General features: G+C 72.5%; 20 protein-coding genes and 1 pseudogene. 14 read left to right on the forward strand and 7 right to left on the reverse strand.

Features of this window, described 5'->3' with window-relative positions; all coding sequences use genetic code 11:
• Positions 1–7 precede the first annotated feature (7 nt).
• Complete coding sequence (locus M8C13_RS23450; RefSeq protein WP_252482818.1) at positions 8–2,503, reverse strand: PEP/pyruvate-binding domain-containing protein; 2,496 nt, start codon at positions 2,501–2,503, stop codon at positions 8–10.
• Between the two features lie 44 nt (positions 2,504–2,547).
• Positions 2,548–4,569 carry a threonine--tRNA ligase gene (thrS, locus tag M8C13_RS23455; RefSeq protein WP_252482887.1) on the reverse strand — a complete coding sequence of 674 codons (2,022 nt, stop codon included), beginning with the start codon at positions 4,567–4,569 and terminating at the stop codon, positions 2,548–2,550.
• A 148-nt stretch (positions 4,570–4,717) separates the two neighbouring features.
• On the opposite strand from thrS, the gene M8C13_RS23460 reads away from it, so the two are divergent.
• Positions 4,718–5,350, forward strand: coding sequence for a TetR/AcrR family transcriptional regulator (locus M8C13_RS23460; protein ID WP_252482819.1), 633 nt, complete (start codon positions 4,718–4,720; stop codon positions 5,348–5,350).
• A 94-nt stretch (positions 5,351–5,444) separates the two neighbouring features.
• Here the strand turns inward: M8C13_RS23460 and M8C13_RS23465 are convergent.
• Positions 5,445–5,945: pseudogene (locus tag M8C13_RS23465) on the reverse strand (dihydrofolate reductase family protein); the annotation flags it as partial.
• Between the two features lie 255 nt (positions 5,946–6,200).
• Between M8C13_RS23465 and M8C13_RS23470 the strand changes: the two are divergent.
• The 6 genes from M8C13_RS23470 to M8C13_RS23495 all read left to right on the forward strand — a co-directional run bounded on the left by M8C13_RS23470 (position 6,201) and on the right by M8C13_RS23495 (position 12,241).
• Entirely contained in the window at positions 6,201–6,869 is a 669-nt protein-coding gene (locus M8C13_RS23470; protein ID WP_252482821.1) for a heme oxygenase (biliverdin-producing), read from the forward strand.
• Between the two features lie 88 nt (positions 6,870–6,957).
• The gene (locus tag M8C13_RS23475) at positions 6,958–7,863 is read left to right on the forward strand and encodes a hypothetical protein (protein ID WP_252482822.1); all 906 of its coding nucleotides are present in this window, start codon (positions 6,958–6,960) and stop codon (positions 7,861–7,863) included.
• A 24-nt stretch (positions 7,864–7,887) separates the two neighbouring features.
• Entirely contained in the window at positions 7,888–8,796 is a 909-nt protein-coding gene (locus tag M8C13_RS23480; RefSeq protein ID WP_252482823.1) for a LysR family transcriptional regulator, read from the forward strand.
• Between the two features lie 61 nt (positions 8,797–8,857).
• A complete protein-coding gene (locus tag M8C13_RS23485) occupies positions 8,858–9,244 on the forward strand; it encodes a septal ring lytic transglycosylase RlpA family protein (protein ID WP_252482824.1) in 387 nt (128 codons plus the stop codon).
• 43 nt (positions 9,245–9,287) lie between these two features.
• Entirely contained in the window at positions 9,288–10,466 is a 1,179-nt protein-coding gene (locus M8C13_RS45120) for an alpha/beta hydrolase (RefSeq protein WP_308202852.1), read from the forward strand.
• 98 nt (positions 10,467–10,564) lie between these two features.
• Positions 10,565–12,241 (forward strand): MFS transporter, encoded by a 1,677-nt coding sequence (locus tag M8C13_RS23495; RefSeq protein ID WP_252482825.1) that lies wholly within the window; start codon positions 10,565–10,567, stop codon positions 12,239–12,241.
• Positions 12,242–12,825: 584 nt separating this feature from the next.
• Here M8C13_RS23495 and M8C13_RS23500 read toward each other — a convergent pair.
• Positions 12,826–14,514, reverse strand: a complete 1,689-nt coding sequence (locus M8C13_RS23500) for a hypothetical protein (RefSeq protein WP_252482826.1) — start codon at positions 14,512–14,514, stop codon at positions 12,826–12,828.
• 132 nt (positions 14,515–14,646) lie between these two features.
• Here M8C13_RS23500 and M8C13_RS23505 point away from each other — a divergent pair, with 132 nt between their 5' ends.
• On the forward strand, positions 14,647–15,930 hold the full coding sequence (locus M8C13_RS23505; RefSeq protein ID WP_252482827.1) for a nitric oxide synthase oxygenase: 1,284 nt from the start codon (positions 14,647–14,649) through the stop codon (positions 15,928–15,930).
• A gap of 201 nt (positions 15,931–16,131) precedes the next feature.
• Here M8C13_RS23505 and M8C13_RS23510 read toward each other — a convergent pair whose 3' ends face one another.
• Both M8C13_RS23510 and M8C13_RS23515 read right to left on the reverse strand, forming a co-directional pair.
• Positions 16,132–16,533 carry a VOC family protein gene (locus M8C13_RS23510; protein ID WP_252482828.1) on the reverse strand — a complete coding sequence of 134 codons (402 nt, stop codon included), beginning with the start codon at positions 16,531–16,533 and terminating at the stop codon, positions 16,132–16,134.
• A gap of 62 nt (positions 16,534–16,595) precedes the next feature.
• The gene (locus M8C13_RS23515; RefSeq protein ID WP_252482829.1) at positions 16,596–16,997 is read right to left on the reverse strand and encodes a DoxX family protein; all 402 of its coding nucleotides are present in this window, start codon (positions 16,995–16,997) and stop codon (positions 16,596–16,598) included.
• 178 nt (positions 16,998–17,175) lie between these two features.
• On the opposite strand from M8C13_RS23515, the gene M8C13_RS23520 reads away from it, so the two are divergent.
• The 6 genes from M8C13_RS23520 to M8C13_RS23545 all read left to right on the forward strand — a co-directional run bounded on the left by M8C13_RS23520 (position 17,176) and on the right by M8C13_RS23545 (position 25,851).
• On the forward strand, positions 17,176–18,159 hold the full coding sequence (locus tag M8C13_RS23520; protein WP_252482830.1) for a sigma-70 family RNA polymerase sigma factor: 984 nt from the start codon (positions 17,176–17,178) through the stop codon (positions 18,157–18,159).
• A gap of 80 nt (positions 18,160–18,239) precedes the next feature.
• Positions 18,240–18,980 (forward strand): SDR family NAD(P)-dependent oxidoreductase, encoded by a 741-nt coding sequence (locus M8C13_RS23525; RefSeq protein ID WP_252482831.1) that lies wholly within the window; start codon positions 18,240–18,242, stop codon positions 18,978–18,980.
• A 131-nt stretch (positions 18,981–19,111) separates the two neighbouring features.
• The gene (locus tag M8C13_RS23530; protein WP_252482832.1) at positions 19,112–19,750 is read left to right on the forward strand and encodes an RNA polymerase sigma factor; all 639 of its coding nucleotides are present in this window, start codon (positions 19,112–19,114) and stop codon (positions 19,748–19,750) included.
• On the forward strand, positions 19,747–21,654 hold the full coding sequence (locus M8C13_RS23535; protein ID WP_252482833.1) for a M48 family metallopeptidase: 1,908 nt from the start codon (positions 19,747–19,749) through the stop codon (positions 21,652–21,654). Before M8C13_RS23530 ends, M8C13_RS23535 begins: the two co-directional genes overlap by 4 nt.
• Positions 21,655–21,834: 180 nt before the next feature.
• The gene (locus tag M8C13_RS23540) at positions 21,835–24,075 is read left to right on the forward strand and encodes an AAA family ATPase (RefSeq protein ID WP_252482888.1); all 2,241 of its coding nucleotides are present in this window, start codon (positions 21,835–21,837) and stop codon (positions 24,073–24,075) included.
• A gap of 66 nt (positions 24,076–24,141) precedes the next feature.
• Positions 24,142–25,851 carry an acyl-CoA dehydrogenase gene (locus M8C13_RS23545; RefSeq protein ID WP_252482889.1) on the forward strand — a complete coding sequence of 570 codons (1,710 nt, stop codon included), beginning with the start codon at positions 24,142–24,144 and terminating at the stop codon, positions 25,849–25,851.
• Here the strand turns inward: M8C13_RS23545 and M8C13_RS23550 are convergent.
• Complete coding sequence (locus M8C13_RS23550; protein ID WP_252482834.1) at positions 25,833–26,240, reverse strand: MerR family transcriptional regulator; 408 nt, start codon at positions 26,238–26,240, stop codon at positions 25,833–25,835. The two genes, M8C13_RS23545 and M8C13_RS23550, sit on opposite strands and share 19 nt — an antisense overlap.
• Between the last annotated feature and the right edge of the window lie 13 nt (positions 26,241–26,253).

Genomic DNA, 26,253 nt, shown 5'->3' on the forward strand with positions numbered 1-26,253 from the left:
ATCGATCCTAGGACCTGGAAGGGAGCAGAGTGACCGTGCCCTGGCCGCCATCCACGCGTACCCGGTCGCCGGTGCGCAGCCGGAGGGTGGCGTCGCCGCAGCCGACCACGGCGGGGATGCCGAGCTCGCGGGCCACGATCGCGGCGTGCGAGAGCGGCGCGCCGACGTCGGTGACCACGGCGGCGGCGCGCGGGAACAGCGGGGTCCAGCCGACGTTGGTCACCGTGGTCACCAGGATCTCGCCAGGCTGAAGCCGCTCGCCGTCCTCGACGTCACGCAGGATCCGGACCACGCCCTCCACCACCCCGGCCACGCCGCCGAAGCCGCGGATGATGCCCTCGGCCGCGGGCTCTGCGGTGGTGTCGCGGGCGTCGTAGCGGTCGACGCGCCGGTCCGGGTCGGCGGCCCAGGCCTCCGGGTCGAAGTGGCCGCGGATGACCGTGGGGTAGGGCGGCAGGGTGCGGTAGCGCTGGTAGGCGGCGCGGCGGGCCGGGACCGCGGTGAGGGGTCCGGGGTCGCCGCGCAGCACCCGCACGGTGTCGGTGACCGGCAGGAAGAACAGGTCCTCGCCGTGCCCGGTCAGCTCGCCCGCGCGCAGCAGGAAGGCGCGGAAGACCCAGAAGGCGCGGACGAACTCCGAGCGGGCCAGCTCGCGGCGGCGGGCGGCCTTGGCCGCCTTGTCCAGCTTCGGGGCCAGCTTGGCGGCCTGGCGGGGGTGGCGGGTGCGCAGCCGGTGCCAGGCGGCCTGCCGGGTCTGGGCCTGGCGGGCCAGCAGGGTGGAGGGGTCCTGCTCGCCGGTGCCGAGGGTGGCCAGCTGCCGGTCGATCCAGGCCGGGTCCTCGGCGGGGCGCGGGCTGAAAACCTCGAACTCGTCGGAGCCGCGGTGGCCCCAGGTGTCGGCGAAGGTGTCCCGGTCGATCCGGCCTGCGCGCAGCTCGGCCAGGCCGAGCACCGGGCCGAGGCTGGCCAGCTCGCCACCGGCGCCGTGCGCGCCGCTGAGCAGCGCGGTCGCCTCGGCCGGTTCGACCAGACGGTCCAGCCGGGCGCGCACCCGGGACTGGTCCACGCCGACGGTGCGGGCGGCGGCGGAGAGCAGCCGGGCGTCGGCGAGCAATCCGGCGAGCTCGCTGTCCCACAGCGCGGCGAGGTCGGCGGCGGTGCCGGTGGCGGCGATCCGGGCGCGCAGGTCGCGGCAGCGCTGCCTGCCCCTGTCCAGCAGCTCGGGCAGGCGGGTGCGGAGCTCGCGTTCGGCACGCAGCTCGGTGCGGCCGGCGCGCAGGGCCAGCCGGATCAGCGTCAGCCGGGACTCCGGCAGACGGGGCAGGTCGTCGTCGATGCGCCCCAGGAGGTGTTCGTTGGCGCGGCGGGCAAAACGGCCCGCGCCCACCGCGTCGGCCATGCCCAGGCTGAGGCTGAGGTTGAGGTAGAAGCGGCCGCCGATGTTGCCGGCCATCGGGTGCCCGCCGATCGAGGTCAGCGACACCGCCTGGGCCAGGGACCAGGTGGCCGGGGTCATCACGCTGGGCACCGCCTCGCCCAGGTTGGCGCTGGTCCACAGGTAGTCCCCGCGCAGCGAGTCGTTCCAGGTCTCCGGCACGACGGTGGTGATGGGGCGGGCTTGCAGGATGGCGAAGCGGCCGTCGTGCCAGGCCCACTCGACGTCGGTGGGGCGGCGGTAGACCTCGTGAATCCGCCTGCCCAGCGCGGCCAGCTCCCTGGCCTGGTCGTCGGTGAGCACGGGCAGCCAGCGCAGGTCGGTGGGCACCGGCTCGTCCCTGGTGCCGCCGGGGGCCCGCACCGTGCGCACCGTCTTGTCCGCCACCTGCCGCTGCACCGACTCGCCACGCAGCACGTAGCTGTCCGGGGTGACCTGGCCGCCGACCACCGACTCGCCGAGCCCCCAGGCCGCGTTGATCAGGATCTCGTCTCCCGCGCCGGTGAGCGGGTTGGCGGTGAAGAGCACCCCGGCCGACTCCGCGGGCACCAGCTCCTGGACCACCACCGCGAGGGCGTGCTCGCCGGTGACGCCGTGCCGGGCCCGGTAGCCGATGGCGCGGGCGGTCCACAGCGAGGCCCAGCAGCGGCGCACCGCGTCCAGGAGGGCTTCCTCGCCGGTGACGTTGAGGAAGGAGTCCTGCTGCCCGGCGAAGGACAGGCCGGGCAGGTCCTCCGCGGTGGCCGAGGAGCGCACCGCCACCGCGGGGCTGCCCAGCTCGGCGTAGGCGGTCAGGATCGCCGAAGCGGTCGAGGCCGGGAACGCGGCCCGCTCGAAGGCCTCGGCGATGGCCGCCGAGGCTTCCTCCGGCTCGGCGCGCAGGGCGGCCCGGATCGTCTCGTCCAGGCCGCCCGCGACGAAGCCCCGGTAGGCCGCGGTGGTGACGTGGAAGCCCGGCGGCACCGGCACACCCGCCCTGACCAGCGTGGACAGTGACTCGCCCTTGCCGCCGACCGTGTGCAGGTCAGCCTGCTCCGCCCCCAGCGGCAGCACCACCCCAACGCTCATAGCCATATGTTGCCAGGCAACACATGGGCGTGGGGGGAAACCGCCTACTGGGGCAGCAGCGGGCTGACCGTCTCCGCGGTGGGGCTGCTGTTCTCCCGCCGGTCGACCCAGGTGGCGATCAGCTCGACCGCGGTGTCCACCGGCACCCCGTTGATCTGGGTGCCGTCCCGGAACCGGAAGGACACCGCGCCGGCCTCCACGTCCTTGGCCCCGGCCAGCAGCAGGAACGGCACCTTCTGCGTGGTGTGGTTGCGGATCTTCTTCTGCATGCGGTCGTCACCGGCGTCGATCTCGACCCGGATCGCCTTGGCGCGCAACGCCTTCTTCACCCGCATCAGGTGCTCGACGTGCTCGTCGGCGATCGGGATGCCGACCACCTGCACCGGGGCCAGCCAGGCCGGGAACGCGCCGCCGTAGTGCTCGGTGAGCACCCCGAAGAACCGCTCGATGCTGCCGAAGAGCGCGCGGTGGATCATCACCGGCCGCTGCCGGGAGCCGTCACCGGCGGTGTACTCCAGCTCGAAGCGCTCCGGCAGGTTGAAGTCGACCTGGATGGTGGACATCTGCCAGGTGCGGCCCAGCGCGTCCTTGGCCTGCACCGAGATCTTCGGCCCGTAGAAGGCCGCGCCACCGGGGTCGGGCACCAGTTCCAGGCCGGAGTCCTCGGCGGCGACCCGCAGCGCCTCGGTGGCCTGCGCCCACACCTCGTCGGAGCCGACGTACTTCTCCTCGTTGCGGGTGGACAGCTCCAGGTAGAAGTCGTCCAGGCCGTAGTCGCGGAGCAGGCCGAGCACGAAGCCCAGCAACGACTTCAGCTCCTCCTGCACCTGCTCCGGGGTGCAGAAGATGTGCGCGTCGTCCTGCGTCATGCCGCGCACCCGGGTCAGGCCGTGCACCACGCCGGACTTCTCGTAGCGGTAGACCGAGCCGAACTCGAACATGCGCAGCGGCAGCTCGCGGTAGGAGCGGCCCCGGGACCGGAAGATCAGGTCGTGGAAGGGGCAGTTCATCGGCTTGAGGTAGTAGTCCTGGCCGGGCTTGCGGAGCTTGCCCGCCTCGTCGTACTCGGCGTCCAGGTGCATCGCCGGGTACATGCCGTCGCGGTACCAGTCCAGGTGGCCGGAGGTCTCGAACAGCCCGCCCTTGGTGATGTGCGGGCTGTAGACGAACTCGTAGCCCTCCTCCTCGTGGCGGCGCCGCGAGTAGTCCTCCATCGCCTTGCGGATCACGCCGCCGCGCGGGTGGAACACGGCCAGGCCGGAGCCGATCTCGTCGGGGAAGCTGAACAGGTCCAGCTCCACGCCGAGCTTGCGGTGGTCGCGGCGCTCGGCCTCGGCCAGCAGCTCCAGGTAGGCGTCCTGGGCCTCCTGGGTCTCCCAGGCGGTGCCGTAGATCCGCTGCAGCTGCGGGTTCTTCTCGCTGCCGCGCCAGTAGGCCGCGGCCGAGCGCATCAGCTTGAACGCCGGGATGTACTTGGTGGTGGGCACGTGCGGACCGCGGCACAGGTCGGCCCAGACCTTGTCGCCGCTGCGCGGGTCGAGGTTGTCGTAGATGGTCAGCTCGCCGCCGCCGACCTCCATCACCTCGCTGGTGTCCACATCGGACTTGATGTCCACCAGCTCCAGCTTGTACGGCTCACCGGCCAGCTCGGCCTTGGCCTCCTCCTGGGAGCCGAAGACCCTGCGGGAGAACCGCTGCGCGCCCTTGATGATCTGCTTCATGCGCTTCTCCAGCGCGGCCAGGTCATCGGGGGTGAACGGGCGGGCGACGTCGAAGTCGTAGTAGAAGCCGTCCTTGACCGGCGGGCCGATGCCCAGCTTGGCCTCGGGGAAGAGCTCCTGCACCGCCTGGGCGAGCACGTGCGCGGCGGAGTGCCGGATCACGCTGCGGCCGTCGGCGGACTCGGCGGTGACCGGCTCGACCTCGGTGTCGGCGGCCGGGGCCCAGGACAGGTCGCGCAGGTTGCCCTCGGGGTCGCGCACCACGATGACGGCCTGCGGCCCCTTGTTCGGCGCCTCCAGCTCGCGCAGCGCCGCGCCTGCGGTAGTCCCGGCTGGCACCGTCACACGCGAGGCGAGCACGGCGGGCGCGGGACTCAACTGGGACACGACGGACTCCTAGGACATCGAGACGGCTGCGGGCGCGGGCGCCCGAGGAGCCCCGATGCTATCCGCCGTCCCCCGCCCCGGATGTGCCGGGCATATCCTGGCAGGCATGCCGAAGATCGTCGGCGCCTCGCTGGCCGAGCACCGGGAGCAGACCCGGGAGCGGATCTTCGCCGCGCTGTCCCGGCTGGCCGGCGAACGCGGCTACGACGCGCTCACCCTGGCCGAGGTGGCCGCGGCCGCCGAGGTGGGCCGCACCGCGATGTACAACTACTTCCCGGACAAGGAGTCGCTGCTGCTCGCCTTCGCCGAGCACGAGACCGGCGGCTACCTGCGCGAGCTGACCGCGGCGCTGGCCGAGCTGGACAACCCGGTGGACAAGCTGGCCACCTACGTCCGGCTGCACATCCGGGTCTTCGCCACCCGGCACATGCCACCCAGCTCCGCGCTGCGACCGCTGCTCTCCGAACAGGGGCGCAGCCGGGTGCTGGACCACGTGACCGAACTGGAGGCCACGCTGCGCCGGGTCCTGGCTGCCGGGATGGCCAAGGGCTACCTGCCGGAGGCGGACCTGGACGCGCTGGTGCCGCTGGTCACCGCCTGTGTCAGCGGGCGCAGCCTGGCCGGGCTGGCGGAGTCCGCGCTGGCCGAGGCGACCGAGCAGACGGTGGCCTTCGTGCTGCGCGGGGTGGGCGCGCGGCTGGGTCCCGACGGGAAACCGCGCAAGCTGCCCCGCCGCTAGCTCAGCTCTCCTGGACCGGCCGGTAGACGCTGACCTGCGCGCCGGTGCTGGCCGCGGCCGTGGACACCAGCTCCAGGGTTCGCTTGCCGCCCTCGGCCGGGAAGATCGACTTTCCGCCGCCGAGCAGCACCGGCATGTGCACCAGCCGCAGCTCGTCCACCAGGCCCTCGGCCAGCAGCGCGCGCACCAGGCTCGGGCTGCCCATGACCACCAGGTCGCCGCCGGTGGCCGCGCGCAGCTCCCGCACCCCGGCCAGGAGGTCGGCGGCCGGGATCAGGGTGGTGTTCCAGGTCAGGTCCGCCTCGGTGAGGGTGCCGGAGACGACGTGCTTGGGCAGGGTGTTCATCCGGTCGGCGAACGGGTCGCCTGCCCGCTCCGGCCACGCCTCCGCCATGACCTGCCAGGTACGGCGGCCGAAGAGCAGGCCGTCGGCGGTGCGCAGCGCCTCGTCGAAGAAGCCGCCGACCACCTCCGGGTCGAAGAAGGGGTGCGACCAGCCGCCGTGGGCGAAGCCGCCGTCGGTGTCCTCCTGGGGGCCGCCGGGGGCCTGCACGACGCCGTCCAGGCTGATGAACTCGCTGACCACGATGCGCATGGGGTGCTCCTGCCGTCCTCGTTGTGGTTACGCCAGGACAGACCGCCGGTCCAGCGGAAACTCATCGACCCACCCGAAGTGACCTGGAGCACACCCACTCGCGCCCTTGTCAAGTTAGGCAAGCCTAACCTAGCCTGAGGAGGCACGGCAGGGTTCTGACACCTCGTCAGGATATTCTGACAACCTGTCGTGAAACCCTTGACCCCCCAGCCGCCCGGCCAGCAGACTCAGGGCCGGGCCAGGAGGAGGCTGATCATGTCCGAAGTCGTTGAGCCGCCGCGGTTTTCCGCCGAGCTGCGGGCGCGCACCCGCGGCGACCACGCGGAGGCGCAGCACTCCCCGTACGTGGCGGCGATGCTGGGCGGCAAGCTCAGCCGCGCCGGCTACGCCGAGATGGTGGCGCAGCAGTACTTCGCCTACTCGGTGCTGGAGGAGGCCGCGCAGGTCATGCGCGCCGATGCGGTCGGGCGGCGGTTCGTGCTGCCCGAACTGAGCCGGGTGCCCGCGCTGGCCGAGGACCTGGCCTACCTGCTCGGCCTGGACTGGCGGGAGCGGATCACGCCGAGCCCGGCCACCCTGCGCTACCTGGCCCGGATGCGCCAGGTGTGCTTCGACTGGCCGGGCGGGTTCATCGCGCACCACTACACCCGGTACCTGGGCGATCTTTCCGGTGGCCAGATCATCCAGCGCTGCGTGGTCCGCGCCTACCAGCTTCCCGGCGACCGCGGCGCCTCGGCCTACAGCTTCCCGCTGATCAAGAACGTGAAGCGGTTCAAGGACGGCTACCGGGAGATGCTCGACCTGCTGCCCTTCGACCCGGCCGAGCAGCGCAGGGTCATCGAGGAGGCGATCGTGGCCTACCGGCACAACATCGAGGTCTTCGACGATCTGGGCCGCGACCTGCCCGCCTACCTGGTCGCGTAGTTTTGACCCGTTCGGACCACAAGGCTCACCGGTCTGCGTCAGACTGTGGTGGCTTTCCCGCCCCCCACATTTTTCGCAGGAGTACCCGGTGACCTACCCGCCCCAGCAGCCAGGCCCCTACGGCCAGCCCGACCCCCACGGCCAGCAGCCGGGTCAGCAGGGCTGGGGCCAGCCGCAGCAGCCCGGCGGCTACCCGCAGACCGGCGGCCAGCCGCAGCCGGGCTACCCGCAGACCGGCCAGCAGCCCGGTTTCGGCCAGCAGCCGCCGCCCGGCTACGGCCAGCCCGACCCGCAGCAGCAGGGCTGGGGCCAGCAGCCCGGCCAGCCGCAGCCCGGCTTCGGCCAGGACCCGTACCAGCAGAACCCGCAGTTCGGCGGCTACCAGCAGCAGGGCGGCTTCGGCGCGCCCCCGCCCAGCGGCCCGAACAAGGGCCTGATCGCCGGCATCGCGGTCGCGGCCGTGGTGGTCGTGGTCGGCGGGATCATCGGCGGCATCTACGCCTTCTCCGGTGACGACCCCACCCCGTCCAACACGGTGGCCGCGCCGCCCAGCGACACCTCCGTCACCGCCACCTCCCGGCCGAGGCTGACCACCGGGTCGGTGCGGCCGAGCGGGGGCGGCAGCGTGGCGCCCACCGGCGGCAGCGGCGGGGACACCGGCGGCGGCGACTCCGGTCCGGAGGCGGCCGCGGCCCGCGCGGTGGCGACCGGCTTCGCCGGGGCGTGGCAGAACGACCTGCGTTCAGGCGGCAAGGCCCCCGTGTCCGAGTACGCGCCCTACACCTGCGAGCGCATGGTGGAGAAGCTGACCAAGAACAAGGCCGAGGGCAAGGTGGTCAAGCACGTCCCGGAGGCCACGCTCACCGTGGCCTCGGTGTCGGCCACGCCGCCCGTCGGAACCGCCATGATCGACCTCACCGCCCCCGGCCAGAGCCCGGGGAAGCAGAAGCTGAACCTGGTCAAGGAGGACGCGGGCTGGAAGGTCTGCGAGTGACCCACCGCGCGCGGGGCTGAGGTCGTGCTGGACCTCCGCCGCCTGCGCATGCTGCGCGCGCTGGCCGACCACGGCACGGTGACGGCGGCCGCGGACGCGTTGTACGTGACGCCGTCCGCGGTCTCCCAGCACCTGGCCGCGCTGGAGACCGAGGTCGGCCAGCCCCTGCTGGAACGCCGGGGCAGGCGGGTCCAGCTGACCGCGGCGGGCAAGCTGTTGCTCAGCCACACCAACACGATCCTGGCCGAGCTGGAACGCGCCGAGGCGGCGCTGACCGCGCACGCCAGCGGCCGCACCGGCGAGATCGTGGTGGCCGCCTTCGCCAGCGCGATCGGGCTGCTGGTCGCGCCGACCATCGCCACGCTGCGCGAGCGCGCGCCGGGGGTGGCGGTGCGGGTGCGCGACGCCGAGGGCCACGAGAGCCTGCCGATGCTGATGGACGGCGAGGTCGACCTGGCGGTGGCGGTGGAGTACCGGGGCGCGCCGCGCGAGGACGACGAGCGGGTGGCCAGGGTGGCCCTCTACGCCGAGCCCTTCGACGCGGTGCTGCCCGCCGCGCACCCGCTGGCCCGCGCCGCCGAGATCCCCCTGGCCGAGCTGGCCGGGGAGGACTGGATCAGTCCCTCCCCCGGCAACCCGGTCTACGACGTGGTGCGGCTGGCCTGCGAGCACGCCGGGATCACGCCGCGGATCACGCACTACTCCGCCGACTTCCGGGCCACCGCGGCACTGGCCGGGGCGGGCGCCGGGGTCGCGCTGGTGCCGCGCACGGCGCTGTACGGGGTGCGGCTGGCCGGCGCGGTGACCCGGCCGCTGGCCGACCCGGCCCCGGTGCGCCGGGTCTTCGCCGCGATCCGCCGCGGCAGCGAGCACCGGCCGCTGGTGGCCGACACCCTGGCCGAGTTGCGCCGCACCGCCGAGGGACTCGGCTAGATCAAGATCGACTACTCTGGGGCGACCGTCCACGGTGGACGGTCAGCTCGGAGGAAAACCCATGCCACGCCGCCTGATCGCCCTCATCCCCGTCGCCCTGCTGGCGCTGCACCCCGGAGTCGCGGCCGCCGACCCGTCCGGTCCGCCCACCATGGAGTGCAAGGCCTCCTGGTACGGGGTGGAAGGTCAACCCGATCGGATGACCGCCTACGGGGAGAAGTTCGACCGGCTGGCCATGACCACCGGCGCGCGGGACTGGGGGCACAACACGCTGCTGCGGGTCACCTGGACCGGGTCGGAGACCTCGGTTGTCGTGCGGGTCAACGACTTCAGCCCGAACGCGCAGGCGCACCCGGACCGTTGCGTCAACCTGACCTGGGCCGCCTTCGGCGTGCTGGCCCCGCAGTCGGCCGGGGTGCTGCCGGTGCGGGTCGAACGGCTCAACTGACTCGCGGCCGCCCCGCTGCTGGGTATGGTCGGGGCAGGGGGTGGTGACCACGGACACCGCGGAGCGGCTGCGGCGGATGCCGGGCGTGCGCGCCACGCGCAGGCCGGTGACACCCGGCGGCGCGGCCGAGTTCAACCTGCACCACGTCCGGCTGAGTCCACCGCAGGCCGCCCCTGCCCCGATCCTGGTCCTGCCCGGCGGTCCCGGCCTGGCCTCGGTGCTGCCGTACGCGCGGCTGCGCGCCGAGGCCGCGGCCAGGGGCCTGGACGTGCTGATGGTGGAACACCGCGGCATCGGCCTGTCCCGCACCGACGACCAGGGCCGCGACCTGCCGCCCGAGGCGCTGACCGTCACCCAGGTGGTGGACGACCTGGCCGCTGTGCTGGATGACCACGGCCTGGACCGGGTGGTCGTCTACGGCTGCTCCTACGGCACCTATCTGGCGCAGGGCCTCGGGGTCCGGCATCCGGAGCGGGTGGCGGGCATGGTGCTGGACTCGCCGATGCTCACCGCGCACGACAGCCGGGTCCAGCGCGCCGAGCTGCGCCGCCGGTACCTCGACACCCGGGGGCTGCGCGAGCTCCTCGAGGCGGGCACGGTGGCGGCCGAGGAGACCGGCGAGGTGATCCAGCTGGTGCACGAGTACGGCGGCCCGGCCCAGGTGCGCCGCCTGCTGGACCGCCTGGCCACCGGGCGGGGCCAAGCGCTGTGGCGGTGGCTGCACGGCTTGGGCGGCAAGGAGATCACCGAGAACACGCCGTACTTCATGGAGTTCGACCTGGCCGGCGTGCCGGCCTTCCGCGAGCTCGGCTACGCCCCCGATCCGGACGGCCTCCCCCTGGACGTCAACCTGTCCTTCGCCCAGCGCGCCAAGGCTTTTCCCGCTTTTGCCGGCGAGCCCTTCGACCTGCCCGCCGAGCTGCCCGGCTTCACCTGGCCGGTCGCGGTGCTCTCCGGCGAGCGCGACCTCCGCACCCCGAGGGTGATCGCCGCCCAGATCGCCGACCTGGCCCCGGACGGAGTTTTGGTGCCGCTCAACGGAATCGGCCACAGCGCCCTGGACTCCCACCCCCTGGCCGCGCTCACCGCCACCGCCGCCGTCGCCGCGGGCAACCACCGGCACCTGCCCGCCCTGGCCGCCCGCCTGTCCGCGCTCCCCCGCCCCGCCCGCGCCCGGACGCTCGAACTGCTCCTGCGCGCCCGCCTGTCCCTGCCCTGGTGACCGCCCGCCACCCCGTCCGCACCGCCACCCGCCGCACCGCCGCCCGCGCCGGGTAATTGGGTGGCGCGCGCCGCCCCGCCCGGCGAACATCACCGCTCGTGTCCGAACACCCCACCAGCTGGCGCGCCCGCATCGCCGCACTGCGCATGGACTTCTCACCGCTGCGTGTGTCGAGGGACTACCGCTATCTGACGTTCTCGGGCGCGATCACCATGTTCGGCAGCTACGTCACCTTCGTCGCGGTCCCCATCCAGATGAAGGAGCTGACCGGCTCCCCGGCCGCGGTGGGCCTGGTCGCCCTCGCCCAGTTCATCCCGATGGTGCTGTGCGGCCTCTACGGCGGCGCCCTCGCCGACGCGCTGGACCGCCGCAAGATGGTGGTGTGGTGCGAGGCCGGCCTGATGGTGTGCACCGGCGTCCTGCTGCTCAACGCGATGCTGCCCAACCCGCAACCATGGGTGCTGTACCTGGTCGCCGCGGGCGTGGCCTCCCTCGACGCCCTGCAACGCCCCAGCCTGGACGGCCTGGTGCCGCGCTACCTGCCGCATTCGATGATGGCCTCGGCCGGCGCGCTGAACTCGCTGCGCTGGAACTTCGGCGCCATCGCCGGCCCGGCCTTCGGCGGGTTGCTGGTCCAGTTCGCCGGTTTCCAGTGGGCCTACTTCCTGGACCTGCTCACCTTCTCGCTGTCCCTGCTGCTGCTCCTGCGCATGCGCCCCGCCCCGCCGACGGAGCAGGCGGAGGCCGCGGGCCTGCGCAGCATCGCCACCGGGATCCGCTACGCCGCCACCCGCCCCGACCTCGCGGGCACCTACCTGGTCGACGTCGTCGCGATGGCGATGGCCATGCCCCAGGCCCTGTTCCCGTTCCTGGCCGACCGCCTGCAAGCCCCCTGGGCGCTGGGCCTGATGTACTCCGCCGGCGCGGTCGGCGCCCTGCTGGCCGCCCTCACCTCCGGCTGGACCCACCGAGTCCACCGGCACGGCCTGGCCGTGATCATCGCCGCCGCGGCCTGGGGCGCCGCCATGGCCGGGGCCGGCCTGACCACCAGCCTGTGGCTGGTCCTGCTCTGCCTGGCCCTGGCCGGCGTGGCCGACATGATCAGCGGCCTGTTCCGCTCGGTGATCTGGAACCAGTCCATCCCCGACGAGCTCCGCGGCCGCCTGGCCGGCATCGAGCTCCTGTCGTACTCCGCGGGCCCCATGCTCGGCAACGCCCGGGCGGGCCTGATGGCCCAGTGGACCGGCGTCCCCACCGCGATCATCAGCGGCGGCCTGGCCTGCACCGCCGCGGTCACCGCCCTGGCCGCCGCCCTGCCCGCCTTCCGCCGCTACGACGCCCGCACCGACGAACACGTCCTCCGCGAAGCCACCCGCCGCCAAACCACCACCAAAACCGCAACCAGCGTCGAGACCGCAACCAGCTCCAAGACCGTGACCGGCCCCGCGACCGGCACCGAACCCGCAACCCGCCCCGCGACCGCAACCGGCACCGAACCCGCGACCGGCACCGAGACCGCGACCAATCCTGCGACCGCACCCGGCCCCGCGAATGGCTCCAGCGCCGAGACCGCGACCAGCGCCGCAAACGGCACCAGCGCCGAGGCCGCAACCAGCCCTGGAACCGCCACCAGTCCCGGGACCGCGACGAGCCCCGCAGCTGCCGCGCACGCCAGGACGGCTCCGCTCACCGAGGCCACGCCGAGCCCGGATGCCACCACGGTCGCCGCGAAACCAGCCACCTCGGCGGCGGAGGATCCGCGCCCCGCGAGCTGACCCGCCGCAATCCCGCGATCACGAGACCCCGGCAGCCGCGGCCGAGCCTCGGCCAGCCGGGGCGCTCCGCGCGGGCGCTCGCTCCCCCGCCGACGCCACTCACTCACCGCCGCCCACTCACCCCGCCCCAAGCACCGCCCGCTCGCCCGCGGTCCCCCAAGCGCCCACGCACCCGCGAATCCCAGGCGCTGCCCGCTCACCCTCGGGGCCGCGCACCCTCGGGCCGCGATCCCCTGCGCGTACGCCGCGACCGCGACCCGGCCCCAACCGGCCCCGCCCGGACGCTGCACCTCGGCTCTCCCCAGCCCCGGACCCCAGGCGCCGGACCGGGCGGGCAGCGCACCTCGGCCCCCGGACCGAGGCCGTCCTCATCCCACCGAGGGCGTCCTCATCCCCCGGGCTGCCCGAGCGCCGGCTGCCGGCCCGCTGTTCCCCCCGCCGCGCCTCCGCTTTCTCTGCGGAACGCTTTTCCGGCCAAAAAGGTTGCTTCTCGTCTTGACCTTGCGAGCCGCGAACCCCCTCCGACCACCCGTCCGAGTGACCGCGAGCAAATCCACCAACGCGCTGACCAGCGAAAAGATAATTCAGCGAGATCGGGCCGACGTCCTGAGCATAGCCAAGGTGCAGCCAACCAGAGCAGCCAGGGCGGCCGTTTGGAGGAGGGGGTACAGGACTGGGCTGGGGCCGGTGACGGCTACTGAGCTGCCGACGTAGGTGAAGTTGTCGCCCATCAGCAGGGAGCCCAGGTACAGGAAGAGTTCCGGGACGGTGTGGGCGAGCAGGGCGGCGGGGGTGAAGGCGCGGAGGCGGGGGTTGGGGAGGGTGGTCAGGGCGACCAGGAGGCAGAGCGCGCCGAGGGCTGCCCAGGGGAGCAGGGCGCCCAGGGCGCCGGCGCGGGTGGTGAGGCTGGCGGTGGAGTAGCCGTTGGGGATGGCGACGAACAGCAGGATGAACTGGACGGCCAGGGCGGTGAGGACGCCGTAGGCCAGGGGGCGGCGGGTGGGTGGGACGACAGCGGGCCGGCTGAGCTTGGGGAAGGGGGTCAGGCGGAGGAGCAGGAGAGCGATGAGGGCGGCCACGGCCAGGAACTGGAGCCAGGCCAGGATGTCGCCGCGGGCGTGGATGGAGGTCAGGGCGTCGGCGGCGGAGCCCAGGGTGCTGCCGGCGAGCAGGCCGAGGCCCAGGTGGGCGCGGTCGTTGGGGTGTCGTAGCCAGGTCAGGCCGAGGAACATCAGGGTGAACCTGGCCGCCAGGTAGAGCACCGCGAGCAGGGTGGCGATGCCGAGGGTGCCGGTCCAGTTCGCGATGGTGGTGGCCGCGACCGCGGCGGCGGCGATGGGGAGCAGGGCCGGGTTGTGCGCCTTGGGCAAGGAGAACCGGGGTTGACTGTCCGGAGTGGACAGTTCGCGTTGCCATGCCTGGATGGCGGCGAGTTTGCCTGCCAGGTCGGGGATCTGGGCCAGGCCCAGGTGTTCCTGAAGTCCCGCGGCGAGGGTGGCCACCGGCATGGTGGCGGCGTGGGGGCCGAGCAGGTGCAGGGCGGCGGGCAGGCGGCCGCAGAGCAGGGTGAGGTCGTCGACGGGTTCGGTGGCCACGCGGGCGGTGCCCAGGTACGGGGTGAGCAGGTCGCGGGCCGCCTGCGGGGTGAGCACGTCGAGGACGAGGGGGCGGGCGCCGTGGGTGGCGTAGAGGGCGGGTAGCGCGCGGCGGGTGGTGATCACGGCGAAGGCGGCGTTGCCGGTGGGCAGCAGGGGGCGGACCTGGTCGGCGTCCCTGGCGTCGTCGAGGACGACCAGGATGCGCCGGTTGGCCAGCAGTTCGCGGTAGAGGCCGAGGCGGGAGTCGGGGTCAGCCGGGATGCGGTCGACGCCGAAGGCCTCCAGGAAACGGTGCACCACGTGGTCCGGGCGGACCGGCAGCGCGTCGACCGAGCCGCGCAGGTCGGCGTAGAGGCAGCCGTCCGGGAAGTCCGCGGCGGCCTGGTGCGCCCAGTGCAGGGCCAGGGCGGAGCGGCCGAGGCCGGGAGCGTCCTGCACGCCGGAGACCACCGCGACCCGGGCACCGTCGGCGCGCAGCGCGGTCAGGGCAGCCAGTTCGCGGTCCCGGCCGACCAGGTGGCCGGGGATGCCGGGCAGCTGGCGCGGGGTGCGAAGCGGGGCGGGGCCGGGGCCGAGGTGGATGTCGCCGTGCACGTCCCTGATCTGCCAGGCATCGCCGCCCACCGAGCCGCTCAGGTCGTTGTTGCTGCCCCCGGGCGGAGTGTCATCGCTCACCGGACCTGCATGACACACCGGTGCCAGGCGGCGCAACCGTCACGCACCGTTCATCGCCGCAGAACTGCCGCTGCCCGACTCCGTGACCCCGCTCCCCGAAGGAGTGAGTCGCGGCGGCTAGGTTTGGCGGCGATGTTCTCCTCCGCCAGTTCCCCCGGTCCCGGCGCGCCCTGGTCGCGTCCCCCGCAGCTGGCCGCCGAGGCGCCCGCGGCCCCGGCCGCGCCCAGCGTGGACCCGGAGCAGGCCGCGGAGTTCCTGGAGCTCTTCCACGCCGAGCACCCCGAGGCCGGGGACGTGCGGACCCGGATCCAGTGGGTGCGCGCGGAGATCGAGATGACCGGCGGCTACCAGCACACCAGCGCGGAGCTGGCCTTCGGCGCGCGGGTGGCCTGGCGCAACAGCGCCCGCTGCATCGGCCGCCTCTATTGGCGCAGCATGAAGGTGCGGGACATGCGCGCGGTGCACCGGGCTGAGGAGGTCGCCGCGCAGTGCTTCGAGCACCTGCGCCTGGCCTACAACGGCGGACGGCTCCGCCCGGCCATCACCATCTTCGCCCCCGACCTGCCCGACCGCCCCGCGCCGCGGATCTGGAACGAGCAGCTGCTGCGCTACGCCGGCTACCCGGTCGGCGACGGCACCGTGCTCGGCGACCCCCGCTACACCGGGTTCACCGCCCAGGTGAACCGGATGGGCTGGCAGCGGCCACTGCCGCGCGGCCCGTTCGACCTGCTGCCGCTGGTGGTGGAGACCGCCGCGGAAGGGCCCCGGCTGTTCGACCTGCCCGCGGATGTGCGCGAGGAGGTGCCGCTGACCCACCCGGACCTCCCCTGGTTCGGCGAGCTGGGCCTGCGCTGGCACGCGGTCCCGGCGATCAGCAACATGACGCTGTCCATCGGCGGCGTCGCCTACCCCGCCGCCCCGTTCAACGGCTGGTACATGGGCACCGAGATCGGCGCGCGCAACCTCGGCGACACCGGCCGCTACGACGCGCTGCCCGAGATCGCCGAGCGGATGGGCCTGGACACCAGCTCGGAGGCCACGCTGTGGCGGGACCGGGCGCTGGTGGAGATCAACCGGGCGGTGCTGCACTCCTACCAGGTCGCCGGGGTCGCCATCAGCGACCACCACACCGAGTCCCAGCGTTTCCTGGCGCACGTGGCCAAGGAGGAGAAGGCCGGTCGTACCTGCCCGGCGGACTGGAGCTGGATCGTGCCGCCCATGTCCGGTTCGCTGACCCCGGTGTTCCACCGCTACTACGACACCGAGCACCTGCGCCCGGAGTTCATCCTGGATGAGGAAGCCGCGCGGCGCGGGCAGCTGGGCAGCCCCGAGCACTTCGCGAGCAGGCCGCATACCGCGGGTACTGCTCCAGATGTGTGGAGTTGGCTGCGCGGCAAGGTCGCGGTCGGCGGCTGAGCCCGTTCGGCGGCCCGGACTCCCCCGCCCGGCTCCGCGCGGGCGGCCGAATGGCGATGATCGACTGATACGGACAGTGGTCACCCGATCACCGCGCGTTGTCCCCGGCGCGGGTGGCGGGTTAGGGTCCGCTGCGCTGACACCTCGACGGCCGCCCGCTCACCTGGGGTGTGCGGGCGGCCGTCGGGTCAGCCGGGTGGTTCAGTCCTGCGGCAGCGCGGACATGTCCATGTAGGCGAGCTCCCAGACGTGGCCGTCCAGGTCGCGGAAGCTGCCGCCGTACATGAAACCGAGGTCCTGGAACGGCTTCCACTCCGAACCCCCGTTGGCCAGCGCGGTGGAGACGAACTGCTCGACCTCCTCGCGGCTGTCCGCGGACAGCGCGTTGAGCACCTCGGTGGTGTTCGGGTCGCTGATCTCGCCGTTGATGAACTCCTTGAACTTGGCCTCGCCCAGCAGCATCACCGAGATGTTCTCCTCGATGTTCATGCAGGCCGTGTTCTCGTCGCTGAACTGCTCGTTCGCGGTGAACCCGAGCTTGGTGTAGAAGTCGCGGGCCGCGGCGACGTCCTTGACCGGCAGGTTGATGAAGATCATGCGCATGGCGGGATTCTCCTGATGTCGCGGGATGTGCGTGGTGGATTCTGCGCGAAAGGTCGGACAAATCAAGCGGAACGGCGCGGGCGGCGGGCCCAGGCGATGACCCCGGCGAGCACGCCGAGGGTGACCGTGGTGATGGCGAAGACCGGGGTGCCGAAGACGACCACCTGGTAGTAGGTCGCGCCGATCATCAGCAGCACCAGGCCCAGCCCGGCCACGGCGGCCAGTCGCGGGATGACCAGGCCGATCGCCCCGGCCAGCTCGACCACGCCGATGAACAGGCGGAACCAGTCACCGCCGAGGGTCTCGAAGATGGCGACCGCGGTGGCCTCCCCGACCAGCTTCGGGATCGCCGCGGCGATGAGGAAGAAGGCGGCGAGCAGGCCCTGGAGCACCCAGAGCGCGATGTTCCCGGCGCGGGAGGCGGGCTTGGCGGTGACGGCGGCGGTGGTGGCGATGGTGGTCATCTCTGGCTCCCCGGTTCGTGTCCTCGTTGTGGTCTCACCCGTACTGACCGGGGCCGGTGCGCAAACTCATCGGCGCGCGCCGAACTTTTTTCTGGCGGGGGTGTCTGTACAGGTCAGAGGCCATGAAGCACACTGGGGCCGCCTTGTCGCGCACCACCTGGGGAGAGGAAGAACGGTCGTGGTCTCCACGGAGAAGCCGCTTGAGGACGAGTTCCTCGGGCAGGCCGGCCAGTACCGGCGGGAACTGCTCGCGCACTGCTACCGGATGCTCGGCTCGGTGCACGACGCCGAGGACCTGGTGCAGGAGACCTACCTGCGCGCCTGGCGGGCCTATGACAAGTTCGAGGGCCAGTCCTCGCTGCGCACCTGGCTGCACCGGATCGCCACCAACACCTGCCTGACCGCACTGGAAAGCCGGGCCAAGCGGCCGCTGCCCACCGGGCTCGGCCAGCCGGGCTCGCAGGCCGAGGATCCCTTGGTGGAGCAGGCGGAAGTGCCGTGGCTGGAACCGATCCCGGACAGCGCGGTCGGCCTGGACTCCGGGGACCCGGCGACCATCGTCACCGACCGGGAGAGCATCCGGCTGGCCTTCGTGGCCGCCCTGCAGCACCTGCCGCCGCGGCAGCGCGCGGTGCTGATCCTGCGCGATGTGTTGCAGTGGAAGGCCGCCGAGGTCGCCGAGGCGGTGGACATCTCGGTGGCCGCGGTGAACAGCACCCTGCAACGCGCCCGCGCCCAGCTGGACTCGGTGCGCCCCCAGCAGGACGCGGTCGCCGAACCGCTCAAGGCGGACCAGCGGGAGCTGCTGGAGCGGTACGTGAAGGCCTTCGAGGCCAAGGACATCAACGAGATCGTGTCGCTGTTCACCGCCGACGCGGTGTGGGAGATGCCGCCTTTCACCGGCTGGTACCAGGGTGCGGCCAACATCGGCAGGCTCATCGACACCGCCTGCCCGGCCGAGGGGCCCGGCGACATGAAGCTGATCCCGGTCAGCGCCAACGGCCAGCCCGCCTTCGGCCTCTACATGCGCGAGGGCGAGGTGTACAAGCCGTTCAACCTGCCGGTGCTCACCTTGGGGCCCAACGGGATCACCCACGTCTCCAGCTTCTTCGACCTGTCCCTGTTCGAGAAGTTCGGCCTGCCCGCCGAGATTCCGGTGTGACAGCGATTCCGGTGTAGGGCAACAGCTCCGCGTCCGATGACCGCCAGATCGGGGCGGCCCGGTCCAGCAGGCTATGAGTCATGAACGAACTCACCAGCCGGACCGCCCTGGTCACCGGCGGCAGCCGGGGCATCGGCGCCGCCATCGCCCGCGCCCTCGCCGAACGCGGCGCGGACGTGGCCATCACCTACCACACCAACGCCGAGGCCGCGGCCAAGGTCGTGGACGAGATCAAAGATCGCGGCGGGCGTGCCCTGGCCGTGCAGGCGGACAGCGCCGACCCGGTGGCGGTCACCAGCGCCGTGGCGGCGACGGTGGAAACCTTCGGCGGGCTGGACATCCTGGTCAACAACGCCGCCGCGTTCGAGTTCGCGCCCCTGGCAGAGCTCAGCGCGGAAGCGGTGAACCGGACCCTGGCGGTCAACGTGCGCGGCCCGCTGCTGGCCGCCCAGGCCGCCGCCCCGCACCTGGGCGAGGGCGGGCGGATCATCACCATCGGCAGCAACGTGGCCGACCGGGCGGTCTTCCCCGGCTTCGCGCTGTACTCGATGAGCAAGAGCGCGATGACCGGCCTGACCAAGGCCCTGGCCAGGGAGCTGGGCCCGCGCGGCATCACGGTGAACCTGGTCAGCCCCGGCCCGACCCAGACCGACGCGGCCCCCACCGACCCCGGTTTTGTCGAGGCCATCAACGCCTTCACCGCGCTGGGGCGCTTCGCCACCCCGGCGGAGATCGCCGCGGTGGTGGCGTTCCTGGCCACCCCGGCCGCCCAGTACGTCACCGGGTCCACCGTCAACGCCGACGGCGGGTTCACCGCCTAGCCCGAACGGGTGCTGCCGCGCCAGGGGGCTTTTCTCCTGGCGCGGCAACGGAATCAGACCGTGACCTGACCGGCCTCGCCTACGTCATCTGGCGGACGGTATTTACCGCGCGCCCGTGATCCCATGGATCGGTGGAGTTCGCGGTCTTCTTCGCCCAGACCTGTCCAGGCATGCTCGCGCGCGCCCTCATGCTCACCGACAACCGCCAGGACGCCGAGGACGCGGTCCAGGAGGCCTACGCCGAGGCGATGCGGCAGTGGCCCGAGCTGGCGCACCGGGGGCCGGAGGAGTGGGTGTACCGGGTGGTCAAGCGGCGGCTGTGGGCGGCGGCCCGGCGGTGGCGGCGGCAGCGGCCCCTGGAACTGGTGGTCGCGCTGCCCGCGCGCTGCTCCACCGAGGAGGCCGCGCAGGTCCGGCTGATCCTGGACGGGCTGGCCCGGTTGCCGCGCAGACAGCGGGTGGTGGCCTACCTGCACTGGGTGGAAGGCCGCACCCCGGACCAGATCGCGGCCGAGCTGGGTATCGGCGAAGGGGCCGTGACCAGGATGATCGGCAAGGCCAAGGTGCTGCTGGACAACCTGCTCGGGCTCACCGGGGTGCGCGACCGGGAGGCGCTGACCGGGCGGGTCCGCCGGGTCGCCCTGCCCGACCAGCCCGCCGATGACGTGGTCACCGAAGCCTTGCGGCGCACCGAGAGCGTGCTGCGGGCCGGCGCCGAAGAAGACACCGAGGCCCTGGCGCGGATCGCCGGGCGGCTGGGGCTGCCGTGATCTCCCGGGTGCTGGCGACCGTGCGCGGGCTGCTCGCCGTCGGGCTGCTCGCCGGGTTCTACGTGCTCGCCGCCTGCCTGGTGCTCGGCTACCTCGGCCTGGTCGTGCTCAGCGTGCACAACATGACCCTGGCCACCAACACCAGCATCAACTACCACCTGCCCGTCCTGCTCGCCGCAGGCGGGGTCCCGATGCTGCTGGGCGTGATCCGCGGCGTGCTGGCCACCAGCTCCACCGACCACCTCGACCAGGACTCGGTGCTGCTCACCCGCGCCCAGGCCCCGCTGCTGTGGCGCACCGTGGAGGAGCTGGCCGAGCGGGCCGGGGCGCCGGTGCCGGATGAGATCCGGCTGACCGCCGAGGCCAACGCCGCGGTCACCGAGGACACCCGGATGCTCGGCCTGGTCGTCGGCGAACGCCGCCTGTACCTGGGGTTGCCGCTGCTCACCGGACTGCCCCTGGAAGAGCTGAAAGCCGTGCTCTGCCACGAGCTCGGCCACTTCGCCGGCCGGCACAACCGGTTCGGCGCGGTGGTCTACCGCGGCGCGCTCGCCCTGGACACCGCGCAGGAGGAGATGAGCCGCGCGGTCGCCCTCAACGCGCTGGCCCGCATGTACGCCAGCATGATCATCTTCGCCATCCGCAGCTACGCCTGGTGCTACGCGCGGATCGCCTTCGCCGTGCTGCGCCGCCAGGAGATCGAGGCCGACCGGGCCGCCGCCGCGGTCGCCGGGCCCGAGGTCACCGGGGAGGCGCTGCGCTCCACCCTGGTGCTGATGGCCGCCTGGACCGACTTCCGCAGCCGCTTCCTCGATCCCCTGGCCGCCGCGGGCGCGGTGCCGGACGACCCGTTCAGCGCGTTCGAGGCCATGCTCGAGGACCCCGACTACCGCGATGTGCTGGCCCAGCACCGCAACGCGCCACCGGAGACCGCGCGCGCCGCCCTGGTGGACACCCACCCGCCGCTGGCACAGCGCCTGGCCTACCTGGCCACCCTGCCGTCACACGCCAACGCGCCCCGCGAGCCGCGGCCGGGGCTGAACCTGCTCGGCGCGGACCCCGGGGTGGCCGCGCGCCGGGTCGCCGCGGCGATGCGCGCCGAGGACGTCAAGCCGATGCCGTGGCGGGAGTGGGTGCGGCTGGCCTCGGGCAGCCACGTGGACCGCCACCTCGCCTGGCTGCGCCCGGCCGTGGCCGAGCTCAGCGGGCCGGGGCGCGAGCCCGCGGAGCTGAGCATCGACACCGCGCTGGACCTCCTGGAAGCCGGAAGAACCCAGGACCTGGCCGAACGCCTCGCCACGCGAGCGGGCGCGGAGGCCGAGCGCGGCCCCGAACTGCTGCACGCGGCACTGGTCAGCCTGCTCGGCGCGGCGCTGGTCGGGGCGGGCGCGGCCAGCTGGACCGCGCCCTGGACCGGCACGCCCAAGCTCATCGTCGGCGACCCGGGCTTCGAGCTCACCGACCTGGTGCGGCGGGCCATGGACCACCCGCGCGAGGTGGCCCGGCTGCGCCTGCACCTGGCCGCGCTCGGCGTGGACAGCCGCACCCCGCACCCGGCCGCCGAGCCGGTCGGCGGGACCACGGAGCTGCGGCTGGGCATCGCCGACCCGGAGATCAGGGCGGCGGGCAAGCGCACCCGCAACCTGAGCCTGTGGAGCGCCGGGATCGTCGGCGCCGCGGTGCTGCTGGCGCTGTTCGTGTTCAAGGAAGAGCCCAAGCCGCTGCGGCCGCCCGGTCTGACCTACAGCCCGTTCCTCAACCGGACCCCGATCTACACCCCGGTCTACCCGGGGCTGCCCAGCTACCGGCTGCCCACCATCGTGTTCCCCACAAACGTGCGACCGACGATCCGGATCAACCCCAGCGCTGTGCCGCCGGGCACGCCACGGCGTACCACTCGCTGAAAGTCTGAGCTGGGCGTTGGCGCGAGGCAACAGGACCAGCTATATTTGCTAGCCCTGAGCGCATAAGAAATTGACACAAGAAAACGTGTCTGGCACGAGTTTAGTAGAGGGGACGCCCGCTTGTCAACCGACGAGGATTTGCGGACGGCGGAGCTGGATCGCGAGCAGGAGCACGTCTCCATGCTGTACGGGCGGCTGGACGGGCTGCGCGCCCGCGCGAAGAACGAACTGACCAAGACCCTGCGAGAGTCCCCCGGCGGCAACCTCTCCGCGGGCACCGAGCGCGATGTCTCGGCCGCGCACTACAACCGGCAGCTCGCCCAGTACAGCGCGGTGGAGGCCGGGCTGTGCTTCGGCAGGCTGGACTTCGACAACGGCGAGGCCCGGCACATCGGCCTGATCGGCATCTTCGACGAGGACAACGAGTACGAGCCGCTGCTGATGGACTGGCGCGCCCCGGCGGCCCGCCCGTTCTACCTGGCCACCGGCGCCAACCCCCTCGATGTGCACCGGCGGCGGCACATCAAGACCAGGATGCGCAAGGTCGTCGACATCGACGACGAGGTCCTCGACATCACCGCCGAGGCCAAGGGCCGCCAGTCCCGGCACGGCGACGGCCTCACCGGCGAGACCGTGCTGCTGGCCGCGCTCAACGCCAGCCGCACCGGCCGGATGAAGGACATCGTCCAGACCATCCAGGCCGAACAGGACCGGATCATCCGGGCCGACCTCTCCGGCGTGCTGGTCGTGCAGGGCGGGCCCGGCACCGGCAAGACCGCGGTCGCGCTGCACCGCGCCGCCTACCTGCTCTACACCCACCGCGACATGCTCACCCGCCGCGGCGTGCTCATCGTCGGCCCCAACCAGACCTTCCTGCACTACATCGGCGAGGTGCTGCCCTCCCTCGGCGAGACCAGCGTGCTGATGGCCACCCTCGGCGAGCTGTACCCGGGCGTGGTCGCCACCGGCCAGGAGTCGCCCGAGGCCGCCGCGATCAAGGGCGGACTGGGTTTCCTGGACGTGCTCAAGGCCGCGGTCCGGGACCGCCAGGAAGCCCCGGAGGAGCCGATCGAGATCATGTTCGAGCGGCAGCCGCTGGTGCTCAAGCCCTCGGAGTGCCGGGGCATCGTCGGCCGTGGCCGCCGCTCCCGGCGGCTGCACAACCTGGCCCGCCCGCTGGTCGAACGCGAGCTCCTGGAGCGGCTGACCAGCAAGGTGGCCGGCAAGCTCGGCCGGGAGTTCCTGGACTCCGGCGACCTGGCCGACATCCGGGCCGAGCTGCGCGCCGAGGAGGAGGTGCGCGCGGCCATGGACCAGCTGTGGCCGGTGCTCACCCCGGAACAGCTGCTGCGGGACCTCTTCAGCGACCCCGACCGGCTGGAACGCGCCGCGCCCCAGCTCACCGAGGCGGAGCGGAAGCTGCTGCTGCGCGAGCCGGACGCGCCGTGGACCCCGGCGGACGTGCCGCTGCTGGACGAGGCGATGGAGCTGCTCGGCGTGGACGACCGCGCGGAGAAGGCCGCCGAGCGCAGGCGGCAGGAACAGCGCCGCGCCTACGCCCAGGGCGTGCTGGACATCCTGGACATGGACGACGCGGCCGACCCCGAGATGCTGATGGGCTACAACCTGCTCAGCGCCGAACAGCTGGCCGACCGCTACGACGAGGTGGACACCCGCACCGCCGCCGAGCGGGCCGCCACCGACCGCACCTGGACCTTCGGGCACGTCATCGTGGACGAGGCCCAGGAGCTCTCGCCGATGGCCTGGCGGCTGCTCATGCGGCGCAGCCCCAGCCGGTCGATGACCCTGGTCGGCGACATCGCCCAGACCGGCGACCTGGCCGGGGCGAACTCCTGGCAGGAGGTGCTCGGGCCGTATGTCAAGGAACGTTGGAAGCTCGCGCAGCTGACCGTCAACTACCGCACCCCGCGGGAGATCATGGACGTGGCCGCCGAGGTGCTGGCCGAGCTGCCCGCCGGGCTCACCCCGCCCAGCTCGGTCCGGGACAGCGGATACGCCCCGTGGAGCCGCCGGGTGGACCGCGGTGAGCTGGGCAAACGGCTGGCCGAGGTGGTGCAGGCCGAGCTGGCCGAGGTCGGCGAGGGCCGGATCGGGGTGATCGTGCCCGCCGCCGAGGTCGCCGAGCTGGGCGAGGCGGTCCTGGAAGCGGTGCCCACCGCCGCGGTCGGGGAGAGCCCCGAGCTGGAGAACCAGGTGGTGCTGATGAGCACCCGGCAGGCCAAGGGGCTGGAGTTCGACGCGGTGCTGGTGGTGGACCCGGCGGAGATCCTGGCCGAGTCCCCGCGCGGCGCCAACGACCTCTACGTGGCGCTGACCAGGGCGACCCAGCGGCTCGGCGTGGTGCACACCGGGGAGCTGCCGCCGGCACTGAGGGGCCTGACACAGGTCACCGCGAGCTAAGTTACCGACTGGTAGCCTACCGGTGATCTTCTCCAGGACGAAGGGACCGCAACGGTGGGCAACGAGGTGCTGTTCAACCCCGACAGCTACGACCCGACGCACCTGGACGCCGAGTCCCGGCGCCTGCTGCGGGCCACGATCGAGTTCTTCGAGTCCCGCGGCAAGCGCCGGCTGCTCGCCGACGCGCTGGACCGGGTCTGGTACGCGGAGTTCCTGGACTTCGTGAAGCGGGAGAAGCTGTTCGCGACCTTCAACACCCCCGCGGCCGAGGCGGGTGGCGACCCGGACAAGCGCTGGGACGCCGCCCGCAACGCCGCGCTGAGCGAGATCCTCGGCTTCTACGGCCTGCCCTACTGGTACACCTGGCAGGTCAGCGTGCTGGGCCTGGGGCCGATCTGGATGAGTGAGAACGCGCAGGCGCGGCGGCGGGCGGCCGAGCTGCTGGACAGCGGCGCGGTGTTCGCCTTCGGCCTGTCGGAGAAGGAACACGGCGCGGACGTCTACTCCACCGACATGGTGCTCACCCCCACCGGCGACGGCTCCTTCACCGCCACCGGGGACAAGTACTACATCGGCAACGGCAACGTGGCCGGGATCGTCTCGGTGTTCGGGCGACGCTCCGATGTGGACGGTCCGGAGGGCTACGTCTTCTTCGCGGTGGACTCCCAGCACGAGCGGTTCTCGTTGGTGCAGAACGTGGTCGACTCGCAGATGTTCGTCTCCGAGTTCCGCCTTGAGGACTATCCGGTGCGGGAGCAGGACATCCTGCACACCGGGCCGGAGGCGTTCTCCGCGGCGCTGAACACGGTCAACGTCGGCAAGTTCAACCTGTGCACCGCCTCGATCGGCATCGCCGAGCACTCCTTCTACGAGGCGATCACGCACGCGCACAACCGGATCCTCTACGGCAAGCGGGTCACCGAGTTCCCGCACGTGCGGCAGAACTTCGTGGACGCCTACGCCCGGCTGGCCGCGATGAAGCTGTTCGCCGACCGCTCGGTGGACTACTTCCGCTCCGCCACCGCGGAGGACCGGCGCTACCTGCTGTTCAACCCGATCACCAAGATGAAGGTGACGTCGGAGGGTGAGCAGGTGATCGACCTGCTGTGGGATGTCATCGCGGCCAAGGGTTTTGAGAAGAACACCTACTTCAACCAGGCCACCGCGCACATCCGCGCCCTGCCCAAGCTGGAGGGCACGGTGCACGTCAACCTGGCCCTGGTGCTGAAGTTCATGCCGAACTACCTGTTCAACCCGGCCGAGTTCGCCCCGGTGCCCACCCGGCACGACGCCTCCGACGACGAGTTCTTCTTCCGCCAGGGCCCGGCCCGCGGCCTGGGCAAGATCCGGTTCCCGGACTGGCGCGCGGTGTACGAGCGCTTCGCCCAGGTGCCCAACGTGACCCGCTTCCTGGAGCAGGCCGACGGCCTCAAGACCCTGCTGACCACCGCCGCGCCCGATGAGGCGCAGCAGCGGGACCTGGACTTCCTGCTCAACCTGGGCCAGCTGTTCACCCTGGTCGTCTACGGCCAGCTGATCCTGGAACAGGCCGAGCTGACCGGGGCCACCCCGGACCTGCTGGACCAGGTCTTCGACGTGCTGGTCCGCGACTTCTCCGCCTACGCGGTCGCCTTGCACGGCAAGGCTTCCGCGACCGAGGCGCAGCGGGCGTGGGCGCTGGGCTCGGTGCGCGGCCCGGTGGTGGACGCCGACCGGTTCGAGCGGGTGTGGACCGAGGTGGCCGCGCTGTCCGGCCGCTACGAGATGCGCCCCTGAGGGTCCCAGACCCCGGCGGCCGTCCCGTCCCGGACGTGCTGCCGGTAGGTTTCGACCTTGTCGTGGATGACCGCCAGGTTCGCCGTCAGCTCGGCGAGCCTGGCGCGCACGGCGCGTTCGTGTTCCTCAAGCAGGGCAAGGCGTTGCGGTTCGTTGCCGGGTCCCTGGCGGACCAGGGCGGCGAAGTCCTTGATCACGCCGATCGGCATGCCGGAGGCGCGCAGCCGGTTGCACAGCACCAGCCAGTCCACGTCGGCGGGTTCGAAGAGCCGCCGCCCGCCGCCGGAGCGCGGGATCTCGCGCAGGAACAGGCCTTCGCGCTCGAAGAAGCGCAGCGCGTGCACGCTCAGCCCGGTGCTCTCGGCGACCTGTCCGATCGGGATGCCCACGTCGCTCCTTGAC

This window comes from Crossiella sp. SN42, assembly GCF_023897065.1.
Classification (GTDB): Bacteria; Actinomycetota; Actinomycetes; order Mycobacteriales; family Pseudonocardiaceae; genus Crossiella.

Excerpts from the sequence above, each read along its gene's own strand:
- M8C13_RS23515 (WP_252482829.1), bottom strand. The coding sequence starts at position 16,997 with ATGACCACCATCGCCACCACCGCCGCCGTCACCGCCAAGCCCGCCTCC.
- M8C13_RS23540 (WP_252482888.1), top strand. The coding sequence starts at position 21,835 with ATGCTGTACGGGCGGCTGGACGGGCTGCGCGCCCGCGCGAAGAACGAA.
- M8C13_RS23505 (WP_252482827.1), top strand. The coding sequence starts at position 14,647 with ATGTTCTCCTCCGCCAGTTCCCCCGGTCCCGGCGCGCCCTGGTCGCGT.
- M8C13_RS23460 (WP_252482819.1), top strand. The coding sequence starts at position 4,718 with ATGCCGAAGATCGTCGGCGCCTCGCTGGCCGAGCACCGGGAGCAGACC.
- M8C13_RS23525 (WP_252482831.1), top strand. The coding sequence starts at position 18,240 with ATGAACGAACTCACCAGCCGGACCGCCCTGGTCACCGGCGGCAGCCGG.
- M8C13_RS23510 (WP_252482828.1), bottom strand. The coding sequence starts at position 16,533 with ATGCGCATGATCTTCATCAACCTGCCGGTCAAGGACGTCGCCGCGGCC.
- M8C13_RS23450 (WP_252482818.1), bottom strand. The coding sequence starts at position 2,503 with ATGAGCGTTGGGGTGGTGCTGCCGCTGGGGGCGGAGCAGGCTGACCTG.
- M8C13_RS23485 (WP_252482824.1), top strand. The coding sequence starts at position 8,858 with ATGCCACGCCGCCTGATCGCCCTCATCCCCGTCGCCCTGCTGGCGCTG.
- M8C13_RS23470 (WP_252482821.1), top strand. The coding sequence starts at position 6,201 with ATGTCCGAAGTCGTTGAGCCGCCGCGGTTTTCCGCCGAGCTGCGGGCG.